The organism is Streptomyces sp. NPDC025638, assembly GCF_055558775.1.
Genome location: NZ_JBVHLX010000017.1, coordinates 88,503 through 113,852, shown reverse-complemented (window position 1 = coordinate 113,852; position 25,350 = coordinate 88,503). Strand labels below are relative to the sequence as shown.

General features: G+C 71.4%; 24 protein-coding genes and 1 pseudogene. 11 read left to right on the top strand and 14 right to left on the bottom strand.

Annotated features, from left to right (window positions below; genetic code table 11):
* Positions 1–56 precede the first annotated feature (56 nt).
* On the top strand, positions 57–4,658 hold the full coding sequence (locus ACZ4EG_RS36085) for an FtsK/SpoIIIE domain-containing protein (protein WP_467793589.1): 4,602 nt from the start codon (positions 57–59) through the stop codon (positions 4,656–4,658).
* Positions 4,655–5,269 carry a hypothetical protein gene (locus ACZ4EG_RS36080; RefSeq protein ID WP_467793588.1) on the top strand — a complete coding sequence of 205 codons (615 nt, stop codon included), beginning with the start codon at positions 4,655–4,657 and terminating at the stop codon, positions 5,267–5,269. The genes ACZ4EG_RS36085 and ACZ4EG_RS36080 overlap by 4 nt, the downstream gene beginning before the upstream one ends.
* On the opposite strand, the gene ACZ4EG_RS36075 is transcribed toward ACZ4EG_RS36080, so the two are convergent.
* Positions 5,262–6,983 (bottom strand): serine/threonine-protein kinase, encoded by a 1,722-nt coding sequence (locus ACZ4EG_RS36075; protein WP_467793587.1) that lies wholly within the window; start codon positions 6,981–6,983, stop codon positions 5,262–5,264. The genes ACZ4EG_RS36080 and ACZ4EG_RS36075 overlap by 8 nt on opposite strands.
* Positions 6,984–7,054: 71 nt before the next feature.
* Positions 7,055–7,903 carry a menaquinone biosynthetic enzyme MqnA/MqnD family protein gene (locus ACZ4EG_RS36070; protein WP_467793586.1) on the bottom strand — a complete coding sequence of 283 codons (849 nt, stop codon included), beginning with the start codon at positions 7,901–7,903 and terminating at the stop codon, positions 7,055–7,057.
* A 289-nt stretch (positions 7,904–8,192) separates the two neighbouring features.
* Between ACZ4EG_RS36070 and ACZ4EG_RS36065 the strand changes: the two genes are divergently transcribed.
* The gene (locus ACZ4EG_RS36065) at positions 8,193–8,396 is read left to right on the top strand and encodes a cold-shock protein (protein ID WP_004984723.1); all 204 of its coding nucleotides are present in this window, start codon (positions 8,193–8,195) and stop codon (positions 8,394–8,396) included.
* A 104-nt stretch (positions 8,397–8,500) separates the two neighbouring features.
* On the opposite strand, the gene ACZ4EG_RS36060 is transcribed toward ACZ4EG_RS36065, so the two are convergent.
* Positions 8,501–9,064 (bottom strand): helix-turn-helix domain-containing protein, encoded by a 564-nt coding sequence (locus ACZ4EG_RS36060; RefSeq protein WP_467793585.1) that lies wholly within the window; start codon positions 9,062–9,064, stop codon positions 8,501–8,503.
* A gap of 68 nt (positions 9,065–9,132) precedes the next feature.
* Between ACZ4EG_RS36060 and ACZ4EG_RS36055 the strand changes: the two genes are divergently transcribed.
* Genes ACZ4EG_RS36055 through ACZ4EG_RS36045 form a run of 3 tightly spaced genes read left to right on the top strand, consistent with a single transcriptional unit; the run spans position 9,133 to position 10,819 of the window.
* Positions 9,133–9,819 carry an AzlC family ABC transporter permease gene (locus ACZ4EG_RS36055; protein WP_467793584.1) on the top strand — a complete coding sequence of 229 codons (687 nt, stop codon included), beginning with the start codon at positions 9,133–9,135 and terminating at the stop codon, positions 9,817–9,819.
* The gene (locus tag ACZ4EG_RS36050) at positions 9,816–10,130 is read left to right on the top strand and encodes an AzlD domain-containing protein (RefSeq protein ID WP_453560055.1); all 315 of its coding nucleotides are present in this window, start codon (positions 9,816–9,818) and stop codon (positions 10,128–10,130) included. The genes ACZ4EG_RS36055 and ACZ4EG_RS36050 overlap by 4 nt, the downstream gene beginning before the upstream one ends.
* 41 nt (positions 10,131–10,171) lie before the next feature.
* Positions 10,172–10,819, top strand: a complete 648-nt coding sequence (locus ACZ4EG_RS36045; RefSeq protein WP_453560051.1) for a class I SAM-dependent methyltransferase — start codon at positions 10,172–10,174, stop codon at positions 10,817–10,819.
* 356 nt (positions 10,820–11,175) lie between these two features.
* Here the strand turns inward: ACZ4EG_RS36045 and ACZ4EG_RS36040 are convergent, their stop codons facing one another.
* Positions 11,176–11,721, bottom strand: a complete 546-nt coding sequence (locus tag ACZ4EG_RS36040; RefSeq protein ID WP_453559461.1) for a DUF6817 domain-containing protein — start codon at positions 11,719–11,721, stop codon at positions 11,176–11,178.
* A 156-nt stretch (positions 11,722–11,877) separates the two neighbouring features.
* Between ACZ4EG_RS36040 and ACZ4EG_RS36035 the strand changes: the two genes are divergently transcribed.
* Positions 11,878–12,774, top strand: coding sequence for a LysR family transcriptional regulator (locus ACZ4EG_RS36035; protein WP_467793583.1), 897 nt, complete (start codon positions 11,878–11,880; stop codon positions 12,772–12,774).
* A gap of 58 nt (positions 12,775–12,832) precedes the next feature.
* Here the strand turns inward: ACZ4EG_RS36035 and ACZ4EG_RS36030 are convergent, their stop codons facing one another.
* The 3 genes from ACZ4EG_RS36030 to ACZ4EG_RS36020 all read right to left on the bottom strand — a co-directional run bounded on the left by ACZ4EG_RS36030 (position 12,833) and on the right by ACZ4EG_RS36020 (position 17,173).
* Positions 12,833–14,044, bottom strand: coding sequence for a cytochrome P450 (locus tag ACZ4EG_RS36030; protein ID WP_467793582.1), 1,212 nt, complete (start codon positions 14,042–14,044; stop codon positions 12,833–12,835).
* Positions 14,044–15,087 (bottom strand): DUF1259 domain-containing protein, encoded by a 1,044-nt coding sequence (locus tag ACZ4EG_RS36025; protein ID WP_467793581.1) that lies wholly within the window; start codon positions 15,085–15,087, stop codon positions 14,044–14,046. The genes ACZ4EG_RS36030 and ACZ4EG_RS36025 overlap by 1 nt, the downstream gene beginning before the upstream one ends.
* Before the next feature lie 139 nt (positions 15,088–15,226).
* Entirely contained in the window at positions 15,227–17,173 is a 1,947-nt protein-coding gene (locus ACZ4EG_RS36020) for an AMP-dependent synthetase/ligase (protein ID WP_467793580.1), read from the bottom strand.
* Positions 17,174–17,477: 304 nt separating this feature from the next.
* On the opposite strand from ACZ4EG_RS36020, the gene ACZ4EG_RS36015 reads away from it, so the two are divergent.
* The 4 genes and pseudogenes from ACZ4EG_RS36015 (at position 17,478) to ACZ4EG_RS36000 (ending at position 20,628) form a co-directional block, all read left to right on the top strand.
* Positions 17,478–19,073: a 3-oxoacyl-ACP reductase gene (locus tag ACZ4EG_RS36015; RefSeq protein WP_467793579.1), complete on the top strand. Its 1,596-nt coding sequence runs from the start codon at positions 17,478–17,480 to the stop codon at positions 19,071–19,073.
* A complete protein-coding gene (locus ACZ4EG_RS36010) occupies positions 19,073–19,927 on the top strand; it encodes a MaoC family dehydratase (RefSeq protein ID WP_467793578.1) in 855 nt (284 codons plus the stop codon). Before ACZ4EG_RS36015 ends, ACZ4EG_RS36010 begins: the two co-directional genes overlap by 1 nt.
* Before the next feature lie 87 nt (positions 19,928–20,014).
* Positions 20,015–20,371: pseudogene (locus ACZ4EG_RS36005) on the top strand (DUF6716 putative glycosyltransferase); the annotation flags it as partial.
* 2 nt (positions 20,372–20,373) lie between these two features.
* The gene (locus tag ACZ4EG_RS36000; RefSeq protein ID WP_467793577.1) at positions 20,374–20,628 is read left to right on the top strand and encodes a hypothetical protein; all 255 of its coding nucleotides are present in this window, start codon (positions 20,374–20,376) and stop codon (positions 20,626–20,628) included.
* A 7-nt stretch (positions 20,629–20,635) separates the two neighbouring features.
* On the opposite strand, the gene ACZ4EG_RS35995 is transcribed toward ACZ4EG_RS36000, so the two are convergent.
* The 7 genes from ACZ4EG_RS35995 to ACZ4EG_RS35965 all read right to left on the bottom strand — a co-directional run bounded on the left by ACZ4EG_RS35995 (position 20,636) and on the right by ACZ4EG_RS35965 (position 25,318).
* Entirely contained in the window at positions 20,636–21,325 is a 690-nt protein-coding gene (locus ACZ4EG_RS35995; protein WP_467793576.1) for a TetR/AcrR family transcriptional regulator, read from the bottom strand.
* Positions 21,326–21,372: 47 nt separating this feature from the next.
* Positions 21,373–21,672, bottom strand: a complete 300-nt coding sequence (locus tag ACZ4EG_RS35990) for a DUF4229 domain-containing protein (RefSeq protein ID WP_453559437.1) — start codon at positions 21,670–21,672, stop codon at positions 21,373–21,375.
* A 103-nt stretch (positions 21,673–21,775) separates the two neighbouring features.
* Entirely contained in the window at positions 21,776–22,300 is a 525-nt protein-coding gene (locus ACZ4EG_RS35985; protein ID WP_467793575.1) for a GNAT family N-acetyltransferase, read from the bottom strand.
* A gap of 13 nt (positions 22,301–22,313) precedes the next feature.
* Entirely contained in the window at positions 22,314–23,477 is a 1,164-nt protein-coding gene (gene mqnE, locus ACZ4EG_RS35980; protein WP_453559432.1) for an aminofutalosine synthase MqnE, read from the bottom strand.
* Positions 23,478–23,515: 38 nt separating this feature from the next.
* Positions 23,516–23,971, bottom strand: coding sequence for an Lrp/AsnC family transcriptional regulator (locus ACZ4EG_RS35975; RefSeq protein ID WP_363299771.1), 456 nt, complete (start codon positions 23,969–23,971; stop codon positions 23,516–23,518).
* Between the two features lie 68 nt (positions 23,972–24,039).
* Positions 24,040–24,690: a UbiX family flavin prenyltransferase gene (locus ACZ4EG_RS35970; RefSeq protein ID WP_390711599.1), complete on the bottom strand. Its 651-nt coding sequence runs from the start codon at positions 24,688–24,690 to the stop codon at positions 24,040–24,042.
* 55 nt (positions 24,691–24,745) lie between these two features.
* Positions 24,746–25,318 carry a Uma2 family endonuclease gene (locus tag ACZ4EG_RS35965; protein WP_467793574.1) on the bottom strand — a complete coding sequence of 191 codons (573 nt, stop codon included), beginning with the start codon at positions 25,316–25,318 and terminating at the stop codon, positions 24,746–24,748.
* Positions 25,319–25,350: the final 32 nt, after the last annotated feature.

Below are 25,350 nucleotides of genomic sequence, written 5' to 3'. Positions count from 1 at the left end.
GCCTTCACTGTGACCTGCGTGGCGAAAGCGGCCACAGGGGCTTGGGGAGGACAAGCGTGCGCCTGACTCTGACCGTCGTCGACCCGTTCGGCGGGGGCTCCGCCGACGTCGTCCTCGATGCCGATCCCGAGTCCACCGTCGGGGACATCGCCCAGGAACTGGCCCAGCAGGTGGGGCAGAGCGGGGCGCAGGTCATTCCCATCGGGCAGCACGGGCTGGCCCCCGCGGGCGGGGCGCCGCTCGTGTATGTCGACGGGTACGCCGTCGATCCGAGCGCGACCGTGGTCGGGTCGCCGCTGCGGGAAGGGGCCGTGGTCAGCCTCCAGGACCCCGCCGGGTGCCTGCCCGGTGAGCCCACCGGTCTTGTCGAACTGCGCGTCGTCGGCGGGCCCGTGGCCGGGTTCGTGCACCGGCTCGGGGTCGGCCGGTACGACATCGGCAGCGGGCCGGCGTCGTACATCCGGATCGAGGACCCCGAACTCGACGCGCGCGCCCTCACGTTGTCAGTTGCAACGGACGGCACCTGTCGTGTCAGCGTGCACCAGGACAAGGAGGGCGTCACCCTCGACGGCGAGGAGATCGAGAAGGTTGAGAGAGGTGAGGCCAGCGAGAAGGGGGGCAAGGGCTCCTGGGCCTGGCCCCTCGGCGGTCAGATCGCCCTCGGCAACACCTTGCTGGAGCTGAGCCGTTACAGCCCGCCCAACGCCGCCCTCAAGTGGTCCGACGACGGGGTCGGGCTCGACTACAACCGGCCGCCGCGGTTGCGCCCGCCGGACCGGCAGACCAAGTTCCGGCTGCCCAGCCCGCCACGGGAGTACGAAGCACGGCCGCTGCCCTGGCTGATGGCGCTCACGCCCCTCGTGGGGTCCGTGGTGTCCGTGCTCATCTTTCATCGGTGGTACTACCTGATCATGGCGGGGCTCAGTCCCATCATGCTGTTCGCCAACTACTTCATGGACAAGAAGCACGGGCGCAAGTCCCATGCCAAGCAGCTCAAGGAGTACAAGGAGCAGAAGGAGCGGATCGAGAAGGACGCTCAGGACGCCCTGACCACCGAGCGGTTGGACCGGCGCAATGCCGTGCCCGATCCGGCTGCCGTTCTTTCGCTCGGCACCGGGCCTCGGACTCGGCTTTGGGAGCGGCGGCGTACGGATCGCGATCATCTGGTGGTGCGGGTCGGGACCGGGCGGCTTCCCTCCGAGGTCGTGCTCGACGACCCGGAGCAGGACGACCACCGGCGGCAGGTGACCTGGAACATCGAGGACGCGCCCGTCTCCCTCTCCCTGCGCTCCCTCGGTGTCATCGGCATGGCGGGGCCCGGAGACTCCGCCCGGGCCCTCGGGCGGTGGGCCGTCGCCCAGACCGCCGCGCTGCACAGTCCCATGGACGTCCAGTTCTATGTGCTGAGCGAGAACAGCGCGCAGAGCAGCTGGGACTGGGTGCGCTGGCTGCCGCACGCCCGCCCGGCCGGCGGTCAGGACGTCAACGTTCTCATCGGTACCGACGCCGAGACCGTCGGCGCCCGTATCGGCGAGCTCACGCAGATCCTCGACGCGCGTAAGAAGGCCGCCGAGCAGAACCGGGGGCAGGGGGCCGGTTTCAGCGATCCGGACATCGTCGTCGTATGGGACGGGTCGCGGCGGCTGCGCTCGCTGCCGGGTGTCGTACGGCTGCTTCGCGAGGGGCCGGCCGTCGCGATGTACGCCATCTGCCTCGACGCGGAGGAGCGGTTCCTGCCGGGTGAGTGTCAGGCGTTCGTCGTGGCCGAGCCGAAGGCCGAGGAGTACGACGCCCAGAGCGACGCCGGCCGGCCCGCGGCCCAGCAGCAGGTCGCCGGGGGCTTTCCGTCCTTCCAGGCCTGGCATGCCACCAGTAGTCCGGAGGGCGAACGGACCGAGCAGTCGCAGGAGTTGCGGCTGCGCGTCGAGGAGGCCGGTGCTGAGCGCATCAAGGACGTGCGGCCCGACTTCGTGTCCGCGGCATGGGCGCTGCGGCTCGCCCGGTCGTTGTCCGCCCTGCGTGACATCAGCGGGGAGACCGAGGACTCGGCCCTGCCGGGTGCCAGCCGGCTGCTGGACGTGCTTCAGCTGGAGCCGCCGACCAGCGATGCGATCGTCGCGCGGTGGCGGATGGGCGGGCAGTCCACGCTCGCGGTGATCGGTGAGTCGTACGACGGTGCGTTCGGCATCGACATGCGCAAGGACGGGCCGCACGGTCTGATCGCCGGTACGACGGGTTCCGGTAAGTCGGAGCTGCTGCAGACCATCGTGGCGTCGCTGGCCGTGGCCAACACGCCGGAGAACATGACCTTCGTGCTCGTCGACTACAAGGGCGGCTCGGCGTTCAAGGACTGTGTGAAGCTGCCGCACACCGTCGGCATGGTCACCGACCTCGACGCGCACCTCGTCGAACGCGCCCTGGAGTCGCTGGGCGCCGAGCTGAAGCGGCGCGAGCACATCCTGGCCGCCGCCGACGCCAAGGACATCGAGGACTATCAGGATCTCGTGCGCAGGGATCCCTCGCATGCGCCCGTGCCCCGACTGCTCATCGTCATCGACGAGTTCGCGTCCATGGTGCGCGATCTGCCCGACTTCGTGACCGGTCTGGTCAACATCGCCCAGCGGGGTCGTTCGCTGGGCATCCATCTGCTGCTCGCCACCCAGCGGCCCAGCGGTGTCGTCTCCCCCGAGATCCGCGCCAACACCAACCTTCGTATCGCCCTGCGTGTGACGGATGGCGGTGAGTCGAGCGACGTCATCGACTCGCCGGAGGCCGGGCACATCTCCAAGAACACGCCCGGTCGGGCGTATGTGCGCCTCGGTCATGCGTCCCTGGTGCCCTTCCAGTCGGGGCGGGTCGGTGGTCGCAGGCCCGGTGCCGCCGACCCCACCGCCCTCGCCCCCTGGGTGGGCGAGCTGGCCTGGGCGGATCTGGGCCGGGCCGCGCTGGTCAAACCGAAGGCGCAGGCGCGGGAGGACGAGGAGATCACCGATCTGAAGGTGCTCGTCGACGCCGTACGCGACGCCAACGGGAGCCTCGGCATCCCGGCCCAGCACAGCCCGTGGCTGCCCGCCCTCGCCGAGACGCTGCTGCTGGACGAGGTCGAGGTCCCGGTCGCGTCCCTCGCCCCGGGCAAGCTGCCGCCCGCGCCGTACGGTGTGGAGGACCTGCCGGCCGACCAGGCGCGCCGCCCGGTCGTGGTCGACTTCGCGACGTTCGGGCATCTGATGATCGGCGGTGCGCCGCGCAGCGGCCGCTCGCAGGTGCTGCGGACCATCGCAGGCTCCCTCGCCCGCACCCACTCCTGCGCCGACGTCCACCTCTACGGCATCGACTGCGGCAACGGCGCCCTGAACGCGCTGACCCGGCTGCCGCACTGCGGCGCGGTCGTGGGCCGTAACCAGACCGAGCGGGTGATCCGCCTGGTCAACCGGCTCAAGGGCGAACTCGGCGGCCGTCAGGACCTGTTGGCGGAGAAGGGCTACGCCGACATCGGCGAGCAGCGGGCCGCGGCCCCCGAGGACGAGCGGCTGCCGCACATCGTCGTGCTCCTCGACCGCTGGGAGGGCTGGGTGCCCACCCTCGGCGAGATCGACCACGGCTCGCTGACGGACGAGCTGACGACGATGATGCGGGAGGGCGCGAGCGTCGGCATCCATCTGGTGCTGACCGGCGACCGCACGCTGCTCGTCGGCCGTGTCGCCACGCTCACCGAGGACAAGTACGGCCTGCGCCTCGCCGACCGCAGCGACTTCTCCACGCTCGGCATCCCGGCCCGCAAGGTGCCGGAGGAGATCCCGCCGGGCCGTGCCTTCCGCAACGAGTCCGGTACGGAGACCCAGTTCGCGCTGCTCGCCGAGGACACCACGGGTCAGGGCCAGGCGGCGGCGATCGGCGCGATCGGAGAGGCCGCCACGGCCCGGGACGCGTCCGTGCCGCGCTCCCGGCGTCCCTTCCGGGTGGACAGCCTGCCCAGCCGGATCTCGTTCGCCGACGCCTGGGAGATGCGCGACCCGGAGGCCTCCCGCTCCCGGCTGTGGGCGCTGGCCGGCATCGGCGGCGACGAGATCGTCGGCTTCGGGCCGGACCTGGCCGACGGCGTGCCGACGTTCGTCATCGCGGGCCCGGCGAAGTCCGGCCGCTCGACGGTTCTGATGAACTTCGCCCAGTCCTATCTCTCCCAGGGCATACGGCTGGTCGTCGCGGCCCCGCGTCAGTCTCCGTTGCGCCGGCTCGACGGCACGGAAGGCGTGCTGAAGGTCTTCACCGGCGACGACATCGACGAGGACGACTTCGAGGAGGTCATCGACTCGGCGTCGCTGGAGGAACCGATCGCCGTCCTCGTCGACGACGGCGAGATCCTCGAGGACCTGGACGCCGAGTCCCATATGAAGCGGATCGTCTCGCGCGGCGCCGAACGCGGCCTCGCCCTCGTCATCGCCGGTGACGAGGAGGACGTGTGCAGCGGCTTCTCCGGCTGGCAGGTCGACGCCAAGAAGGCCCGCCGCGGCATCCTCCTCTCCCCGCAGGAGTCGTCGAGCGGGGACCTGATCGGCGTACGGCTGTCCCGGAGCATGGTCGGCGGCCAGGTGGTGCCGGGGAAGGGCATGCTGCACCTGGGCGACGGTGAGCTGCGGACGGTGGTGATTCCCGGGTGAGCGGGGGGTCGGCGAGGCCGGGCCGGGCGAAGGCGGGGCCTGCCTCCCTCCACTACCGGCGGGCACAGGGCCGTACGACCGCCGCGCCCGCCCGCGAGCCACGGCGGCGCCGCTTCGATCGCAACAAGGTGATGCTCGGCGCGGGTGGGTGTCTCCTCGTCGTGGCGATCGTCGGCCTCGCGGCGCTGACGCACTTCTGGGGTCCCCGCATCTGGACCGAGCTCGCCCCCGCCTGGCCCGGCGGCGGATACGGATTCGCCGTCACCGCGGGAGTTCTGGTGCCGTGGACCGCGGCCGCAGCGATCCTGCCCCTGGTCCGCATCGACTGGGACCAGCCCGGCCGACGGTGGATGGTCTGGTTCGCCCGGTCGGTGCCCGGTACGGTGGCAGCAGCCGCCGTCCTCGTAGTGCTCATGGGGGCCAACCGCCCCAAACCCGGTCACCGCGGCGGCTCCTGCTATCGCGTGGGCGGGCCCTGCTGGGTCCACCAGCAGTACCCGCACATCGGGCTCGTCGTCCTCGGCGCCGTCGCCGTCTCTGGCGCGCTGCTGATCCTCTTGCTCAGCGTCTCCGTCAGACGCCGCAGGCAACAGTCGCAGTCGGCTACTTGACCTTGGACATCCGCGAAACCGGATTCCCCTCCGCCGAACTGTCCGACGAGTACTTGAGATCGTCCCCGACCGGCGTCAACTCGACCGAGTGGGGAGCGGGGTTGCAGCCCTCGTGGTTGCCCTTGGCCCCCACCGACGTCGCGACGAGCTGCGTCTTCGTGACCTTCTTCAGGGTGAGGACGTCGGTGCAGACGCCGCCCAGCTGGTCGGTCTGTGTCATACGGCCCAACTCCTGGCCGACGCCTGCCCGGTGGACCGTGAGCCGGAAGGTGCCGATGGGGAGATTGCCGTCGAGGGCGGTGCCCTGGCCCTCCCAGGTGCCGAGGTAGCGGGCAGGGACGGCGGTCGGCGTGCTCGCGGCGTCGCTGGAGGCGGTGCTCGGTGCCCGGGAGTACTCCTGGCCGCTGCCGGCGCCCGAGTCTTCCTCGCCGCCGAGCATCGGGCGGATCACGAAGCCCAGCCCCACGGTCACCGCGGCCAGCGCCCCGGCGACCGCGAGCGCCACCGTGCAGCTCACCCGGCGCCCACGGCCTCCCTCACCCGGAGTGGAGACGGCCGCCACGGAGACGGAGACCTTGCCCGGCCGCTGCTCGGCAGGCACCGCGTCCCGCGGCTCCGGTACGACGGTCGGGGCACCCGGTACGGCGTTCCCCTCCCCCGGCACGAAAGTCGGCGGCCCCGGCGCGACAGCCGAGGACGCCGGCACCGACATGTCCGGTGCCGGTCCGAACTCCCCCGCCGCGGCCGATACGGCTGCCCCCGAATTCCCGCCCACCGACGGACTGCTGAAGCCCACCGGCCCGGACGGCACCGCCTCCGCGGTCTCCAGATTGAGCAGCTGTACGGCGCTCCGGCTGACCTGCTCGACCAGCGTCCCCGGCAGCCACCCGCCGGCAACGAGCCGCGCGGCCCCGTCGGGAGCGAGCCGTCGGCCGACCTCCCCGGGGGTGGGCCGCGCGCCCGGGTCCTTGGTCAGGCAGGCCTCGGCCACCTCCCGCAGCTCACCGCCGAGCGAGCCGAGTTCGGGCTGCTCGTGGACGACCTTGTAGAGCAGGGCGGCCGAGGAGTCCCCGGGAAAGGGCGGCTCCCCGGTTGCCGCGTAGGCCAGGACCGCGCCGAGGGAGAAGACGTCCGCCGCGCCGGTGACCCCCTTGCCCAGGATCTGTTCGGGCGACATGTAGCCGGGCGAGCCGATCGACACGCCGGACGAGGTCAGCGACGCCGTGCCGTCCGTGGCCCGGGCGATGCCGAAGTCGATGAGCAGCGGTCCGTCCAGGGTCAGCAGGACGTTGGACGGCTTCACGTCCCGGTGCACCAGGCCCAGTTCGTGCACCGCCGCCAGCGCCTCGGCGAGGCCCGCGCCCAGCACCCGTACGGAGTGCGCGGGCAGCGGTCCGCCGTCGGTCACGGCGGCCGCGAGGGACGGGCCGGCCGCGTAGGCGGTGGCGACCCAGGGCACGGCGGCCTCCGGGTCCGCGTCCAGGACCGGCGCGGTCCAGGCGCCGCCGACCCGGCGCGCGGCCTCGACCTCGCGGCGGAAGCGGGCGCGGAACTCCTCGTCGAGCGCGAAGTGCGGATGCACGATCTTCACGGCGACCGTGCGGCCGCCCGTGCTCCGCCCCAGGTACACGCGCCCCATTCCGCCGGCACCGAGCCGGCCGAGGAGCCGGTAGGGTCCGACGACGGTCGGTTCGTCGGCTCCGAGCGGCTGCATGGCGTCCCCCTCCCCCTGGGTGCTGTCGTCGTACGACAGGATCTGCGCCTGGCTGCCCAGCAGCGTAGTGATTAGGGCTGGAGCAGATCCACCTTCACATCCGCCGGGAAGCCCGTGGTCGGGCCCACCCGGCGGGCGAACTCCGCGACCGCCGCCAGCTGGGGCTGTCCGAAGCGGAAGTCGAGGGTGGTGAAGTACTGCTCCAGGACCCGCTCGTCGAAGGCCTCCCAGCGGGCCGCCTGCTCGGCGACCTTGCCGACCTCCTCCAGGGAGAGGTTGCGGGAGGACAGGAACGCCTCGTGCACCTGACGGGTGATCAGCGGCTCGCGCTCCAGGTAGTCCCGGCGGGCCGCCCACACCGCGAAGACGAACGGCAGGCCCGTCCACTCCTTCCACAGCGCGCCCAGGTCGTGCACGGCGAGGCCGTAGCGCGGCCCGTCGAGGAGGTTGGCCCGCAGCGCCGCGTCGCCGATGAGCACCGCCGCGTCAGCCTCCTGCATCATCAGGCTCAGGTCGGGCGGGCAGGTGTAGTAGTCGGGCCGTACGCCGTAGCGCTCGGCGAGCAGCAGCTGGGCGAGGCGGACGGAGGTGCGGGAGGTGGAGCCGAGGGCGACCCGGGCGCCGTCCAGTCGCTCCAGGGGGACCTGCGAGACGATCACGCAGGACATCACCGGGCCGTCGCAGCCGACCGCGATGTCGGGGAAGGCGACCAGGTCGTCGGCGTTGCGCAGGAACTCGACGAGGGTGATCGGCCCGATGTCGAGGTCCCCCCGCACCAGCTGCTCGCTGAGCTTCTCCGGTGTGTCCTTGGTCAGCTCGAAGTCGAGGAGGGTGCCGGTTCTCGCGAGCCCCCAGTACAGGGGCAGGCAGTTCAGGAACTGGATGTGACCGACGCGCGGCCGGGTGCGAGAATTGTCCACATCGCGAGACTAGACCCCATGAGGTACGGTGCTGTCTCCGACCCCACGGTCAACCCGGCTCACAGGATCTTCAAACATCCGGGTGACGTGATCTTGACCTCTGTTGCTTTCGGCTGCCTGCATGCTAGGCTCGCCGCAAGTTGCAGTTTGGTTTCCCTTGCAGTACAGAGCCTGCGGAGCATGTGACCGCGGGCTCTCGTCGTTTTCAGACATATGCAGTTGTGCGGCGTTGTTTCACACTTGCAGGTTCTGGAGCAGGGCAAACCCTTTGTGAGCCCAAGGAGGGCTTATGGCTACCGGAACCGTTAAGTGGTTCAACGCCGAAAAGGGCTTTGGCTTCATCGCCCAGGAGGGCGGCGGCCCCGACGTCTTCGTTCACTACTCCGCGATCAACGCCACCGGCTTCCGCTCCCTCGAGGAGAACCAGCAGGTGAGCTTTGACGTGACGCAGGGCCCGAAGGGTCCGCAGGCGGAGAACGTCACCCCCGTCTGATCACTGCCTGACCGCAGAACCTGAGAGCAGTACCTGAGAGCAGTACCCAAGGAGCCCCGCGCCGCAAGGCGACGGGGCTCCTGCCTTTTCCGTTCATTTCCGGTTCACATGTGCTGCATGATCAGTACGAACTTCGTTCCGGCCGTGAGTGCCTCGTAAGCGTGCGGCACGTCCCCGCGGTACGACATGTAGTCCCCGGGCCCCAGTTCGACCGCCTCCCCGCGCGGTCCGGCCTTCACCGTTCCCGCACTGACCACGATGTGCTCCATGGTCCCGGGAATGTGCGGCTCGGAATCCCGTACGGTCCCGGGTTCCAGCCAGACGTAATAGATATCCCTGCGCGCGCCCGGGGGGCTCGCGGACAGCAGCGTGGCCCGATAGCTGGACTGCTCGGAATGCACCGTGGGTCCGGCGCCGGCCCGGATCACCTGCACGGCGGGCGCGGGCGGCTCGACGAGTGCGCTGAAGGGCACCCCGAGGGCCACCGCCAGTGCCCAGATGGTCTCCATGCTCGGATTCCCGCTCGCCGCCTCCAGCTGGGACAGCGTGGACTTGGCGATCCCGGCGCGCTTGGCCAGCTCGGACAGGGACAGCCCGGTGCGGGTGCGCTCGCGCTTGAGGGACGCGGCGATCCACTCCATGGGGAGCCGGGCGGGGGGCTCGGACATGTCGTTCGCTCCATCGGTACGATCGTTCGACTTGACGGACAGAGTGTCTGTTGTTCATTGTAGAAAACATGCGTTCGCCTCTCCGAACACCCGAGTCCGGCTCGCTGGTCCGTGACAGTTCACTCGTCTGGCTGGCCGGCGGAATCGTCGGCGTGTCGTTCGGTGCCATCTCCGTCGCGGGCGGGCTCCCGGTGTGGGTGCCGGTGGTGATGTCGCTGGTGGTGTACGCGGGCTCGGCCCAGTTCAGTACGGTCGGCGTACTGCTCGCCGGGGGCGGCCCGCTGGCCGCGGCGGCCACCGGTCTGCTGCTCAACACCCGCACGGCCGCCTTCAGCCTCGCGGTCGCCGGGATCATCGGCCGGGGCCGGGTGACCCGGTTCCTGGGCGCGCACCTGGTCACCGACGAGACGGTCGCCTTCGCCCTCGCCCAGCCGGATCCGGTACGGCGCCGCAGGGCGTTCTGGATCTCCGGACTCGGCCTGTTCGCCGCGTGGAACGCCGGGGTGCTGATCGGGGCGCTCGCCGGGAGCGCCCTGGGCGACACCGCCCGCTACGGCCTGGACGCCGCCTTCCCTGCCGTACTCGTGGCCCTGGTGCTGCCCGCCCTGCGCGCGGACGCGGCCGTACGACGCTGTGCGCTGCTCGGCGCGGCGGTGGCCCTGGCGGTGACGCCCGCCGTGCCGGCCGGGGTACCGGTGCTGCTGGCACTCGCCGGGCTGCTCCTGCACGGCCGCGGTGAGCGGGCCGCCGTATGAACGCGACCGTGGCCGCGGTCCTGGCGCTGGCGCTGGGCACCTACGCCTTCCGGCTGGTGGGCCCGGTGCTGCACGGGCGGGTGGAGATCCCGGCGCGGGTGCGGGAGCTGGCCTCGGCTGGGGCCGTCGTCCTGCTCGTCGCGCTGCTGGCGACGGGCGCGCTGACCGAGGGCGGGGGCTTCGCGGGATGGGCGCGGCCGGCCGGCGTCCTGATGGGCGGGGTACTGGCGTGGAGGCGGGCGCCGTTCGCGGTGGTGGTGCTCGGCGCGGCGGGCACGGCGGCACTGCTGCGGGCGGCCGGGGTGGCCTGAAGGCGCCGGGCTGTCAGTGCCCTTCGCTACGGTCCCCGTCCATGACCGACGCCGACTTCCTCACCGCCACCCGCACCTTCTACGACGCGATCGCCGACGACTACGCCGACCGCTTCCGGGACGACCTCGCCGCCAGGCCGCTGGACCGGGCCGTGCTCGGCGCGTACGCCGAACTGGTCGGCACCGGCGGCACGGTGGCCGACCTCGGCTGCGGTCCCGGACGGACCACCGCCCGCCTCGCCGCCCTCGGCGTGCCGGTCTTCGGACTCGACCTGTCGGAGTCGATGCTCGCGATCGCCCGCCGCGAGAACCCGGCCATGCGTTTCGTCCAGGGCTCGATGCTGGACCTGGACCTGCCGGACGGCGGCCTTGCGGGGGTCATGAGCTGGTACTCCTCCATCCACACCCCTGTGGAGCTGCTGCCCGCCCTCTTCACCGAGTTCCACCGGGTGCTCGCCCCGGGCGGCCACCTCCTGCTCGGCTTCCAGGCCGGCGACGCGCCGCGCCGCTACGACAACCCGTGGGGCCACCCGGTCTCGCTGGACTTCCAGCGGCGCCGCCCGGAGCGAATGGCGGAACTGCTCGCCGGGGCCGGTTTCGCGCTGCTGTCCCGCACGGTGCGCGAAGCGGACGAGGACCTCGGCGAGTCGTCCCCGCAGGCGTTCCTGATCGCGCGCAAGCCCCTCTAGGGCCTGGGTCCCGTCGTCACATTCCCGTCGTCGCCCGGAGGGCGGCCCTCTCGGCGTCATGGGGGTCCCCCCTGCTCGAGCGAAGCCGAGAGCTTGGGGGAGCGTGCATGGCGTCGCGGGGCAGACGGGAATGTGACGACAGGGCCCAGCGCCACCCGGCGATGTCCAGCGCCGCGACGTACCCGAACGTCATGGCCGGGCCGATCGTCGATCCGGCTCGCGAACATGCCGGGTCCGTCCGAAGCGGGTTTGGGAATCCGGAATGTCGCGCGGGCGGTCCGCCTCGCTGGAACGGGGAGGGGGATCCTCCCGGCGAAGACTCGGATGCACCCTCGTCGGAACCAGGGGGTCAAGAGCTAAGCGTCGGCCAGCACCTCAAGGCAGTCCTGTCGGGCCGGCTCGCTCAGCAGGGCCCGCCAGCGGGTGAAGAGGGCGAGCAGATCGAGGCCGTACTTCGCTCGGAAGGCGGGGTCGCGGCGGGCGAGGTCGAGTTCGTTGGCGGCGGTGAGCTCGGCGAAGTCCCGCAACAGGCTGGAGGCGGGGAGCAGGGTGCCGTGCGTGAAGCGGTCACGGAAGGGGGAGTTGTGGTCCGTGAGGGTCGGATAGGTGGCCTTGCGGTCGCAGCTCGCGTAGAAGTACACGATCGCCTCGGCTTCGGTGCCGATCACCGTCCTGAGCTCGGGACGGCGGTCGAGCGGGAGCAGCGCGGAGGGAAAGCCGTCGGTCCCGTAGGCGGCATGGCACAGGCCGGCCAGCCGGAGGGCGGGGCGGGCGCCCCAGACGGCCAGTCGCTCCCGTACCCGGTCGAGGTGGGCGAGGAGGGTGCCGCCCGGGTGGGCGAGGGTGCCGGCGCCCAACTGCCCCAGGAGTTCCCGTGCTTGTGCCACCGTCCGGTCGTCCATGCGCCGTCTCCCTTCGGTAAGTGCGGTCGGCACCCGCTCCTCTTCCCGGGGGAGGAGCGGGTTGCCGCCTGGGCCCGGAGAAGAGCTTCGTCCTTGCCCCGCATTCCAGTCAATCCTTGGGATTTGTCACCAACTCCAAGTGCTAGCTTGGATGTTGTGACCCTCGACGACCTGCGTGTGTTCGTGGCCGTGTGCCGGGCCGGGAGCCTGAGCGCGGTGGCCCGGGATCTCGGGTGTACGCAGTCGGCCGTGAGCCAGCACGTCAAACGCCTGGAGCGGGAGACCGGAGTGGCCCTGCTGGAGCGGCAGCCGCGCGGGGTCGTGCCGACGCAGGCGGGACGGATACTCGAAGCCGCGGCCGCCGAGGGGATCTTCGGACTCGACCTCGCCGTACGGCAGCTGCGGGACCTGGTCGACGGGCACAGCGGGTATGTGCGCGTGGCGACCGGAGCGACGACCGTACGGCACTTCATGTCGGAGGCGGTGGTCACCTTCCGCCGCCGCCATCCGAAGGTCAACCTGGAGTTCCGGACGGTCAGTTCTGGGCGCGGCAGCTTCGACGCGCTGGCGGACGGCACGCTGGACCTGGCGTGGATAACGCTCGGTGCGCCGGTGCGGGGGATCGAGCAGCGGGCGGTGGTGGAACTGCCGTGGGTGCTGGCGGTACGGGCGGATGATCCGCTGGCCAAACGCTCGTCCCTGGCCGCCGGTGAGCTGGTGGACGTACGCCCGATCCGGCTTCCGCCGAACTCCGCGTCCGCCGCCCATCTGGAGGCCGCGTGCGCGGAGTCGGGGGTGTGCTTCGCCTACGACACCAGCGTCGCCGACTGGGACACGGCGCTCCTGCTGGCGGAACTCGGCGTGGGACGCGCGGTCGTCCCCGCCCTGCCGGGACTCGCCGTCCCCGGCGCCGGCCGGCTCCGGCTGATTCCGCTGCCCGGTCTGCGCCCGCTGCCGGTCGGCTGGGCGGTGCGCCGCTGGGACGCCCTCGGCCCGCCGGCCCGTGCCTTCGCGGACACGGTCGTCGAGAGCGCTCGCGCCCGGGCGGCCTGAGGGGTCCGGGCGACGCGCGCCCCGAACCCCCGCGCCCCGAACCCCCGCCGCCCTCAGCTCACCAGGCCACCGGCAGCTCGATGGGGAACCGCCTGATCGTCTCCGTGTCCCAGCGCACCTCCTCCGGTGCCACCGCCAGCCGCAGTTCGGGGAACCGTGCCAGCAGCCGTCCGATCGCCACCTCCAGCTCCGCCATGGCCAGCGGGACGGCGATGCACCGGTGGCCGCCCCAGCCGAAGGTCATGTGGGGGGCGTTGCGGCCGGGCAGGTCGGGATCGATGACATGGGGTTCCGGATAGCGCACCGGGTCCCGGTTGGCGGCCAGGTACGACACATGGACGAACTCGCCCGCCCGGATCTTCACGCCGTCCATCTCGACGTCCTCCATCGCCACCCGGGGGATGCCGACCCCCTTGCGGAACGGGATGTACCGGAGCATCTCGTGGATCGCGTTCGTCAGGTTGTCCGGGCGCCGCCGCAGATAGTCCGCCAGCTCGGGCCGGGTCAGCAGCAGATACGCGATGTTGCTGATCTGGCAGGTGGCCGTGTCCTGCCCGCTGAGCACCAGGGTCAGGGTCATGACGGCCAGTTCCCTGTCGTTGAGCTGGTCCTCGCCCTCCCGTGCGGCGGCCATCGAGCTGATGATGTCGTTGCCGGGGGTGCGGCGGCGCTGCTCGACCATGGCGCCGAAGTAGTCCGTCAGATCGGTCTTGACCTTGGCCGCCGCCGCCCTGTTGTCCGCGCCGGTGACCAGGAGCCGGTGGACCTGCTCGCGCATCCGGGACCACTCGTCGCGGGGGATCCCGAGCAGATGGAGGATCGTGTGCTGGGGGAACGGGTTCGACAGATGCTGCACCAGGTCCGCCGGCGGTCCCTGCTGTGCCATCTCGTCGAGCAGGGAGTCCGCGAGCAGGACGATCCGCTCCCGCATCCCGTCGACCTGCTGCTGGGTGAACGCCTGGGACGCCAGGCGCCGTACGCGGCTGCTGTGCGGCGGGTCCATGACGTTGATGGACTCGGGGGAGACGATGGGCTCCGGTGTCATCCGGGGATAGTCGTGGCCCATGATCTGCGCCCGGCTGAAGCGCTGGTCGGAGCAGACCTGTTGGACCGAGCGGAAGCCGGTGACCAGCCAGGCGCCGACGTCGCCGTACGGGAGCCGGATGCGGGTGAGGGAGTCGCGTTCCATGATGGCCGCGAGCTCGGGATCGAAGTCGAGGGCGTCGCTGTAGTCGAACGGGCAGGTGATCGACTCGTCGCTCGTGCTCATCAGGCACCTGTCCCCTTCATCGGCGCGACATTGGTGGCGTCCACGACGGGGCGCAGGCGCCGCGCCAGGGTCACGGCGTCGCCGACGGCCCAGTAGTGGACGAAGAACAGGCGGGGCTGGTCGGTGAGGTTGTGGTGGTGGAGCTCGACGAGGTCGGCGCCGCCGCGCCGGAGCCCGGCGAGGACGTCCTGGACCTCGTCGGCGATCACGGCGAAGTCGCCGCTGATCGCGGCCCGGCCGCGGCCGAGCGGCTGGAAGTTGAACGAGGTGGTCGAGCCGAGGCCCGGGGGCAGGAGGAGATGGCCGTCGGTGATGGTCTCCCTGCGGACGAACGTGCTCTGGTAGACGCCGCCGTCGGCGGTGCCCTTCACTCCGAGCGCGGCGTCGATGGCCGCGGTGTCCAGGTCGAAGGGTGGGGCGAAGGGCACGACGGGGGGCACGGCGAAGGCGGCATGGGGCTTCGGGAACGGGGTGGCGGTGCGGTCCAGGGCGGCGCGCAGTCCGCGGGCGACGGCCACCGGGTCGGTGCCGTGGGCGTGGAGGTGACACCACCAGACGTCGGGCCGCTGGGCCAGCAGATGCTTGTGGATCGCGGTCTGCCCGATCCCGTGCTCGTGCAGGGCGTCGCTGAACGGCTGGAGTTCGCGCTCGGTGACCACCGCGTCGCCCATGAGGAGCGAGCTGCCGTCGGCGTACCGGACGAAGGACACATGGGTGCCCAGGGCGAGCGCGGGGGCGACCCTGATGCCCCGGGAGACCACATGGAGGTCCCGGCGCAGCAGGGGCGTGTGGTACATGAACCGCTTCATGCCGCCCGGTGCGCCGAGGGCCGCGCCCACGTCCGCCCAGTCGGCGCGTTCGGTCATCACCGGCGGGATGGGGGTGTGGACCGGCTCGGCCCCCGGGCCGGCGGTCGCGGCGCGGGCGGGGGGAACCGCCCCGATCGCTCCGGTCAGTACGGGCGCGAGGGCGGCGGTGGCCAGCACGCGACGCCGGGACGCTGTCGGTCTGGGGTCGGCATGCTGCTGTCGGTCGTCAGTCATCTCATATGCCTCCTGGCGCGATGGAAGCACGGGAGAACTCCCGGACCCGTGATCTGCACCGGCACATGGGCCCAGGTGGGCTAAGCAGGCTGGAGCGGTCGGATGAGCCCGCCGCACACCGCCGGACGGGCCGGGGACCCTACGCCCTGTCGTACAGCTCCTCGATCTGTGCCGAGAAGTCGCGCATGACCGCCTCCCGGCGCAGCTTCATCGACGGGGTCAGATGGCCCGCCTCCTCCGTGAAGTCGACCGGCAGCACCGCGAACTTTCTGATCGACTCGGGGCGGGAGACCAGCCGGTTCGCCTCGTCCACCGCCCGTTGCAGCAGCGCCCTCAACTCGGGTTCGTCCACGAGGAGTTCCGGCGGGACCGGGTGCCTGCCGTTCATCTGGCGCCAGTGGGTGATGCCGTCGGGGTCGAGGGTGAACAGGGCGGTGACGTAGGGGCGGGCGTCGCCGACGAGCATGCACTGGGAGATCAGGGGGTGGGAGCGGAGCCAGTTCTCCAGCGGGGCGGGCGCCACCGACTTGCCGCCCGCCGTGATCAGCAGCTCCTTCTTGCGGCCGGTGATGGTCAGATAGCCCTCGTCGTCCAGCTCGCCGATGTCGCCGGTCGCCAGCCAGCCGTCGCGGGTCGCGGGGACGACCCCGCCCGCCTGCGGGTCCCAGTAGCCGCGCAGCACATGGTCGCCGGCGATGAGGATCTCGCCGTCCGCCGCGATGCGGACCCTGGTGCCGGGCAGCGGCCAGCCCACCGTTCCCAGCCGGGGCTTCAGGGGCGGGGTCACGGTCGAGGCGCCCGTCGTCTCCGTCAGCCCGTAGCCTTCGAAGATCTCGATGCCCGCACCGGCGTAGAAGGCGGCCAGCCGGCGGCCCAGCGGGGAGCCGCCGCAGATGGCGTACTTGACCCGGCCGCCCATCGCGGTGCGGATCCGGCGGTAGACCAGGGGGTCGTAGAAGGAGCGGGCGGTCTTCAGGGAGCGGCTCGGGCCGTTGCCCGTGCCGGTCTGCCGGGCCTCCAGCGCCTCGCCGTAGCGCTGCGCCACCGACACGGCCCGGTCGAAGGAGGACGCGCGGCCGCCCGCCTCCGCCTTGGCGCGGGCGGTGTTGAAGACCTTCTCCAGCATGTAGGGGATGGTCAGCAGGCAGGTCGGCTTGAAGGCCGCGAGGTCCGGGAGCAGGTCCTCGGCCTTCAGGCTGGGGGCGTGGCCGAGCCGTACCCCGGCCCGGACGCAGGCGATGGCGACCATGCGGCCGAAGACATGGGACATGGGCAGGAAGAGGAGGACCGACACCTCTTCGCCGGACTTCGCCTTGAAGATGGGGTAGAGGAGCTCGATCGCGTTGTCCACCTCGGCGAAGAAGTTGCCGTGCGAGAGGGCGCAGCCCTTGGGGCGGCCGGTGGTGCCGGAGGTGTAGATGAGGGTGGCGAGCGTGTTGGGGACCAACATGCCGCGGCGTACGCCGACTTCGCCGTCCGGCACCGGTGCGCCGAGCTCCGCCAGACGGCTCACATGGCCCTTGTCGATCACCCACATGTGCCGCAGGTCGGGGAGGCGTTCGAGTTCGGGGCCCATGGCGGCGGCCTGCGCCGAGGTCTCCGTGACCAGGGCCACCGCGCCCGAGTCCTGGAGGATCCAGCGGGTCTGGAAGACCGAGGAGGTGGGGTAGACGGGGACGGTGACGAGGCCGGCGGCCCATGCGGCGAAGTCGAGCAGGGTCCACTCGTACGTCGTGTTGGCCATGACGGCGATGCGGTCGCCCGGTACCAGCCCCTCCGCGATCAGGCCCTTCGCCACCGCCAGGACCTCCTGGGCGAACCGGGCCGCCGTCACGTCCTCCCAGTCGCCGCTCGCCGTCTTGCGGCTGAGGACCACGGCTCCGGGTTCCGCCTGGGCGTTGTCGAACGGCAGGTCCGCCAGCGACCCGTGCGTCACCGGCGGGGCGAACGGCGGTACGGAGGCCTCGCGTACGGCTCCGTCCAGGCGGCGTGTCTCGGGCTCCACGAGGATCGGCACGCCGTCGTAGTCGGTCGCCGAGACCGTCGCGCCGGAGGAGAGGGGGGCGTTCGGGTACGGGGTGGACACGGGGCGGCTCCTCGGGCGTGCAGCGGCGGACTGCTTGCTGCATGTCGTACGCGCCTCGCGCACCGAGGCGTTCAGCGGCGGTTCGTCCAAGCATGGGTTACCGCCGGTCAGGCAGGCGATCGTACGGGGCCTCTGTGGCGGGCTTGTGCGCTTTCGGGAATGGTCCGGGGACGGGGCTGTGCAATCTCGCGGGTTGCGTGACGGAGGTTCAGGTTCCTGGCGGGATCGCCGTGACGTAGGCTTACCTCCGGTAACCTTACTCCAGAGTAAGCAAATCCGACCCAGTCTTGCGGGAGTTGGAGACATGGCCGACCGCTATCTCAGCTTCACCGGCACCGCGCCCGGCCGCTTCCTGGCCCGCCGGCTCGGACTTCCACAACCCGCACGACTCTGCCGCCGGTCGACCCAAACCCCTTCCCTGACCAGCCCTTTGCTGCATCACACGGCGGCCAGGTCCGACCTCGACCTCGCGCCGGTCCTGGCCCGCACGGGACTCGCCCCGGGCAGCGACGCCCCCGCCGCCGTCGTCCTCGACGCCACCGGGGTGCGGGACCTCGACACGCTCGCCGAGGTGCACTCCGCCCTCCACCCGGTCGTCCGGTCCGTCGCCCGAAGCGGCCGTGTGCTGGTCCTCGGCGCCCCGCTCGACCCCGCCGACCACCACCAGGCCGCCGCCCAGCAGGCCCTGGAGGGATTCACCCGGTCCCTCGGCAAGGAGATCGGGCGCGGCCGGACCGTCAACCTCGTCCGGCTCACCGACGCGGCCGCCGCCGAGTCCACCCTGTGCTTCCTGCTCTCCCCCGGGTCCGCCTGCATCAGCGGCCAGGTGATCGAGGTCGGCGCGGGTGCGGTCACCGAGCCCGGCGACTGCGACCGGCCGCTCGCCGGACGCACCGCGCTGGTCACCGACGCCGCCCGCGGGATCGGCGAGGCGGTCGCCCGGACGCCGGCCAGGGGGTGTCGTCTGGATCAGGCCGGCCGTGGCCAACGGAGTGGGCCGGCCGACCCGAGCGGGGTCATGGGGGTGCCCCCTGGTCGAGCGAAGCCGAGAGCTTGGGGGAGCGTGCGGCTGCAAGGCGGAGGAGGGCGTCGACGCGATGAGGATCCCCCCTGTTCGAGCGCAGTCGAGAACTTGAGGGAGTCGGCAACCGACGACAACGCCGCTGGGGGGTCCCCCCTGCTCGAAGAGCTTGGGGCAGCGCGTACCAGGGCCCGCGACGCCGGGATGATCCAGACGACACCCCCTGGGGACGGAGCCCAGGTCGTCGTACTCGACGTGCCCGCCGCCGAAGCCGACGTGCGCAGGGTCGCCGAGCGGCTCGGCAGCACCGCCCTCGCCCTCGACATCACCGCGGCCGACGCCGGTGGGCGGATCGCGGCCGCGCTGCCCGACGGGCTGGACGTGCTCGTGCACAACGCGGGTGTCACCCGGGACCGACGGCCGGCCAACATGCCCGCCGAGCGGTGGAGTTCGGTCCTGGAGGTCAATCTCGGGAGCGTGCTCCGTACGACCGACGCACTGCTCGCGAGCGGCACCCCGCGGCCCGGCGGACGGATCGTGGCCACCGCCTCCATGGCCGGGCTCGCCGGCAACGCGGGGCAGACGAACTACGGCGCGAGCAAGGCCGGGGTCGTCGGGCTGGTGCGGTCCCTCGCGCCGCGGGCGGCGGCCCGGCACGGGGTGACCGTCAACGCGGTCGCGCCCGGCTTCATCGAGACACGGATGACCGCCGCGATACCGCTCCTCGTCCGGGAGGCGGGACGCCGGATGAACTCCCTCACCCAGGGCGGGCTGCCCGTCGATGTCGCCGAGACCACCGCCTGGCTCGCCCACCCCGCCTCCGGCGCGGTGAACGGGCAGGTCGTGCGGGTCTGCGGCCAGAGCCTGCTGGGGGCCTGATGTCCGCCGCCGTCGTCCTCACCGGCTCCCCCGCCCTCGCGCCCCTGCTCGCCCGGGGCGCCCTGCGCTCGCCGTTCAAGCGGCCCCGGCCCGACGCCGGCTTCCCGCGCACCCGGCTGGTGCTGCCCGGCGTACGCGTCGACCTGGCCCGGCTGGCCGCCTACGAGCGGGTGTGCGGCTTCGCCACCGGTGACGACTCGCTCCCGGTGACCTATCCGCACGTCCTCGGCTTTCCGCTGACCATGCGGCTGATGAGCCGCCGCGACTTCCCGCTGCCGCTGCTCGGCCTGGTCCACACGTCCATAGAGATCACCCGGCGCTCAGGACTTGCGGCCACCGGGGAGTACGAACTCTCCGTGCACGTCGACGGGTTGGCGCCGCACCGGCGCGGGACGGAGGCGACCGTGGTCACCGAGGTGCGGGGCAGCGGGGAGGTCGTATGGGAGTCACGGAGCACCTATCTCGCCCGGCACCGGACCGGTTCCGGCGCGCCCCGGCAGACCGGCCATGAGCGGGGGCCGCTGCCCGCCGTCGCCGAGTGGCGGATCGCGCAGGACGTCGGGCGGCGGTACGGGGCCGCGTCCGGCGACCGCAACCCCATCCATCTCCACCCGCTCACCGCCCGTCTCTTCGGCTTCCCCCGGGCCATCGCGCACGGCATGTGGACGGTGGCCCGCTGCCTCGCCGCACACGGCACGCCCGGGGCGGTGCGGGTGCGGGCGGAGTTCCGCGCCCCGGTGCTGCTGCCGGGCACCGTGCGGTACGCGGCGGACGACGCGGGCGGCTTCGAGCTGCGGGACGGCGACGGACGGCACCTCCATGTGACCGGCGAGGTGCGCCCGCTCACCGCGTGAACAGGGGGCGAACAGCAGGTGACCGGTCACCGGTGACGGCCGGACACAGCCCGGCAAGCCGGACGGCCTCACGGCCGGCTCAGAGGAATGTGCCGGTCTTCCCATGTTCCTCTCAGCCGGCCCTCATCACCGCTTCCTGTCTTTCCCCTCATGCCTCCCGGACCCCGACGCACCGTCGTGCTCACGGACTCGGACACCCGCTGGAAGTGGGGTGCCTCCGTGGCCCGGCAGATCGCTCCCGAACACGCCCTGGACGCCGTCTTCCTGAACGCCCCCTCCACTCCCACCGAACGGCAGCTGGCCGAGGTCGGGATCGTGCCCGACACCCGGCGCGAACTGTCCGCCGCCGGGCTCGTCGACGACGAGGAGCTCGCGGACCCCGACCTCGTCGTCATGGCGCTCACCGGCGGCGCTGTCCTCGCCCTCACCCACAGCCTGGGCCTGGCATGGGAGGGGCGGGCGCGGCGCCCGATCGTGGTCACCGGATACGTCGGCGTCGTCTACGGATCTATCTCACCGGTCTGCTGGAACAGCACGGCTTCGACGAGCGGGGCCGCCCGCTGCCCGGTGGGGCGGGCACGGCCGGTTCGGGACGCGTGCAGACGGCCGTACGGAGGGTCGCGCGCAGCGGCGCGAAGAGGCTGTACCGGGTGGGGCGTCAGCGGGTGGCGCCGGCGCTGCGGCGGTGGGGAGCGGCGTAGGCCACGGCTAGTCGGCGGTGAGGGGCGGGGACCAGGGCCGGCCCTCCATCAGGTTGCCGAGCCCCGCCCACGCGAAGTTCATGAGGGTCGCCGCGGCCTGGCGGGCGGTGACGCCGGAGGTGACGTTGGCCCAGGCGGCGAGGGACTCGGCGGCGCCGACCAGGGCCTCGGCAAGGCCGGCGACCTCCCGCTCGGGCAGATCTGGGGCCTGGGGGTCCCTCCCCGCTCGAGCGCAGCCGAGAGCTTGGGGGAGCGCGGCACGGGCGGCAACGACGATGAGATGGGTCACAAAAGCGACGAGCTCCTCGCGCATCGCGGCGACCTCGGCGGCGAAGGGCTCGCCGTGGGTGCGGGCCTGGAGGTGCAGGATCGACCAGCCGTCGGGGTGTTCCGCGGTGTGCGCGAAGAACGCCTGGAGCCCGTCCCAGAGTTGGCGGTCGGCGGGCAGCCCCGACCGGACGCCGTCCCGCACCGCCTGTGTCAGCGCCTTGCCCTCACGGCGTATGCACGCCGTGAACAGGTCTTCCTTGGAATTCAGGTACAGATACACCAACGGCTTGGACACGCCCGCCAGTTCGGCGATCTCGTCCATCGACGCGGCCATGTACCCCCGCTGGCCGAAGGTCCGTACGGCGGCGTCGAGCATCTGCTGCTCCCGCACCGCCCGCGGCATCCGCTTGGTCTTCACGGCACCCATGGGGGCAAGCCTAGTTGGGCCCCCGGGCGGTCAACGCGGGGAAGGCGCTAGGAAGTCTGGCCGTGGGCCCGCGCGGTGTCGTCCGCCACGTCCTCCTGGTTGCGGTTGGCCTCCAGGTTCGACTTCATCCGGTCGACCTTCTGGACGATCCGGACGGACGCCCGGTCCCGCTCCTTGCGCAGCACCACCCAGCTGATCGGCGCCGAGAGCACCATGGCGAGCAGGAGGACCCACAGGAAGTTCGAGTCGCCGAAGCCGCGCGGGAAGACGCCGACGTAGACAGCGCCCCAGACGACCAAGAAGCAGCCCGCGAAGATACCGAGCCGCATCAGCGTGTAGCGGAGCATCTCAATCCACACTTCCGTTTCGAACGGTCCTTACGCCACAAACGGGCACCGTCCAGTGAAGCACGTCCGGGACCCGATCTTGCACGGGGGTCGTGCGGACCCCTCACACGAGCGGCAGCAGCATGGTGATCTCGTCCCGGTCGTCCCCGGGGGCGACACGGACCGCGCCCGGCACCCGGCCGACCTCCTTGTAGCCGCAGGAGCCGTAGAACCGCTCCAGGCCGTGACCGCCCCGGCAGCCGAGCCGTATGGCGTCGATGCCCTCGAAGCCACGGGCCGCGTCGGCGGCGGCCGCCAGCAGGTCCCGGCCGTGTCCCTTGCCCTGGTGCCGCGGGTGGACCATCACGGTGCACAGCCACACCCAGTGGTTCATCAGCCGGTGCGTGTTGAAGGCGAAGAACACGGTCGCGGCCACCTCCCCCGCCTCGTCGTGCCCGACGAGCAGCCGGACCCGCCCCTCGGCCATCGCCACGAGGTGCTTCACGAGCTCGGGCCGTATCTCCTCCCGCCCCACCGGCGCCACGAACCCCACGGCGCCGCCCGCGTTGGACACATCGGCCCACAGATCGAGAACCCCGTCACGGAGGGCAGGAGTGACGGAGGGGTCGAGAGTGAACGTAAGGGGCATGCGCGCCGGGCCCTCAGACACGCATGGGCTGCGGGGACTCGCGCCGCGCCGGGTCCGGGCCCTCGTACTCGCGGATGATCTCGTAGCGGGTGTTGCGCTCGACCGGACGGAAGCCCGCGTCGCGGATGAGGTCCAGCAGGTCCTCGCGGGTCAGCTTGTTCGGGGTGCCGTAGTTGTCGGCATCGTGGGTGATCTTGTACTCGACCACCGAGCCGTCCATGTCGTCCGCGCCGTGCTGGAGGGCGAGCTGGGCGGTCTGCACGCCGTGCATCACCCAGAAGACCTTCACGTGCGGGACGTTGTCGAAGAGGAGCCGGGAGACGGCGAAGGTCTTCAGCGCCTCCGCACCGGTGGCCATCTGGGTCCTGGCCTGGAGCCGGTTGCGGATCTTCCCGTCCTTCATGTCCACGAAGTCGTGCTGGTAGCGCAGCGGGATGAAGACCTGGAAGCCGCCGGTCTCGTCCTGCAGCTCACGCAGCCGCAGCACGTGGTCGACGCGGTGGCGGGGCTCCTCGATGTGGCCGTACAGCATGGTGCACGGGGTCTTGAGGCCCTTCTCGTGCGCCAGGCGGTGGATCCGGGACCAGTCCTCCCAGTGGGTCCGGTGGTCCACGATGTGCTGCCGGACCTCCCAGTCGAAGATCTCCGCGCCACCGCCGGTGAGGGACTCCAGGCCCGCGTCGATGAGCTCGTCGAGGATCTCCGAGGCGCTGAGCCCCGAGATGGTCTCGAAGTGGTGGATCTCCGTCGCCGTGAACGCCTTCAGCGACACGTTCGGGAGCGCGGCCTTCAGCTCGCGCAGCGAACGCGGGTAGTAGCGCCACGGCAGGTTCGGGTGCAGGCCGTTGACGATGTGCAGCTCGGTGAGGTTCTCCGACTCCATCGCCTTGGCGAGCTTGACGGCCTCCTCGATGCGCATCGTGTACGCGTCCTTCTCGCCCGGCTTGCGCTGGAACGAGCAGTAGGCGCAGGAGGCCGTGCACACGTTGGTCATGTTGAGGTGGCGGTTGACGTTGAAGTGCACGACGTCGCCGTTCTTGCGCGTCCGCACCTCGTGCGCGAGGCCGCCCAGCCAGGCCAGGTCGTCCGACTCGTACAGCGCGATGCCGTCCTCGCGGGTCAGCCGCTCACCGGAGCGGACCTTCTCCTCCAGCTCGCGCTTGAGCCCGACATCCATGCCCACACCTTTCTACGACAGCCCGACCAACCGTACGCCTACACCTCTTCGGGCAGTTCCCCGACCCGGTTCTCCCACTTCGTGGACAACACGATGGTGGTACGGGTCCGGGAGACGCCCTTGGTCCCGCTCAGCCGCCGGATGGTCTTCTCCAGCCCGTCCACGTCCGTCGAGCGCACCTTGAGCATGAAGGAGTCGTCGCCGGCGATGAACCAGCAGTCCTCGATCTCCGGCAGGTCCTTCAGCCGGCGGGCCACGTCCTCGTGGTCGGCGGCGTCGGAGAGCGAGATGCCGATCAGGGCGGTGACGCCGAGGCCGAGGGAGGCGGCGTCCACCGTGGCGCGGTAGCCGGTGATGACGCCGGCCGCCTCCAGCCGGTTGATGCGGTCGGTGACGCTGGGCCCCGACAGGCCGACGAGGCGTCCCAGCTCCGCGTAGGAAGCCCGGCCGTTCTCTCTCAGGGCCTGGATGAGCTGCCTGTCCACCGCGTCCATGCGATCGAAGCCTTCCGCTGAAGAGTTCCAGAAGTAATGAGAGTTGCTGCGACTTGCTCAGATGGCGATCACGCCGTGCGGGTTCCGCCGCCCAGTTCGCCCGCCCAGCGGCGGTAGAGGCCGTGTGCGACGCCCGCCGCGTCGAGGACCCGTCCGGCGACGAAGTCCACCAGGTCCTGGATGTGGGTCGCCCCCGCGTAGAAGGCGGGCGAGGCGGGCACCACGGTCGCGCCCGCGTCGTCCAGGGCGACCAGGTGCCGCAGGGTCTGGCCGTTCAGCGGGGTCTCCCGTACGGCCACGACCAGCTTGCGGCGCTCCTTGAGGGTGACGCTCGCCGCACGCTGGAGCAGGTCCTTCGAGAGGCCGAGCGCGACGCCCGCCACACAGGCGGTGGAGGCGGGCACGATGAGCATCCCCTTCGTGGGGTACGACCCCGAGGACGGCCCGGCCGCGAGGTCGCCCGCGTTCCAGTACCGCACCCCCTCGACGTCCGCATCGAAGGTCCCGGGCTTTCCGTCCGCCCCACGGGCCAGCCACTCCCGCAGGTCAGCCTGCCAGTGGGCGTCCCGGAAGGAGATCCCCGTCTCGTCGAGCAGGGTGAGCCGCGAGGCCCGGCTGACCACCAGGTCGACGCTCTCACCGGCCGCGAGCAGCGCACGCAGCACAGCGGCCGCGTACGGAGTCCCGGATGCTCCGGACACCCCCACGATCCAAGGCACGCGCTGCGTTTCTCCTGCGTTCACACCTTGAGCGTACCGGTGGGGTGGGGTGTGCTCAGGACCGGTCGGCTGCCTCGGGGTCCACGGGGAGACGACCGGTGTCGACCGTGAGACGCCCGAGCTTCGTGTCCACGTCGAGCTTGTCCCCGTAGGGAAGCGTGTCCCGTCCCCGGTATCCGTCCGGGCCGGGGTTCCAGAGCGTGACGAGATGACCTGTGCGCGGATCGAAGATCAGGTAGTTCGGGATACCGCGAGCCGCGTACTGCCTGTTCTTGATCTCGTAGTCGTTGCGGACGCTGCTCGGAGAGACCACTTCGATGGCCAACTCGATCAGATCGGGCGCGTAGGAGGTGAGATTGCGGTTCTTCTCGACCTCGGGAATCACCGCGAGACCGGGGCAGAACTCGAAGTCGTCACTGAACGGGATGGCGACGTCGCTGATAAAGCCCCACTCCGGGCCCACCTGGGGTTCGAGCTGCGTCCACAACCTCATGATCGTCTCGTTGTGGAACGGCCTGAGTGGACTCATCACGATGTTGCCCTCGACAATCTCCATCCGGTATCCGCGGAACATGTCCTCGTACCGGGCGAGCTGCGAGTGCAGGCGGTCGCTGTCCGAGACGGTCACGTCGGCCTCCCTCTGTCTGCACTCGATGGTAG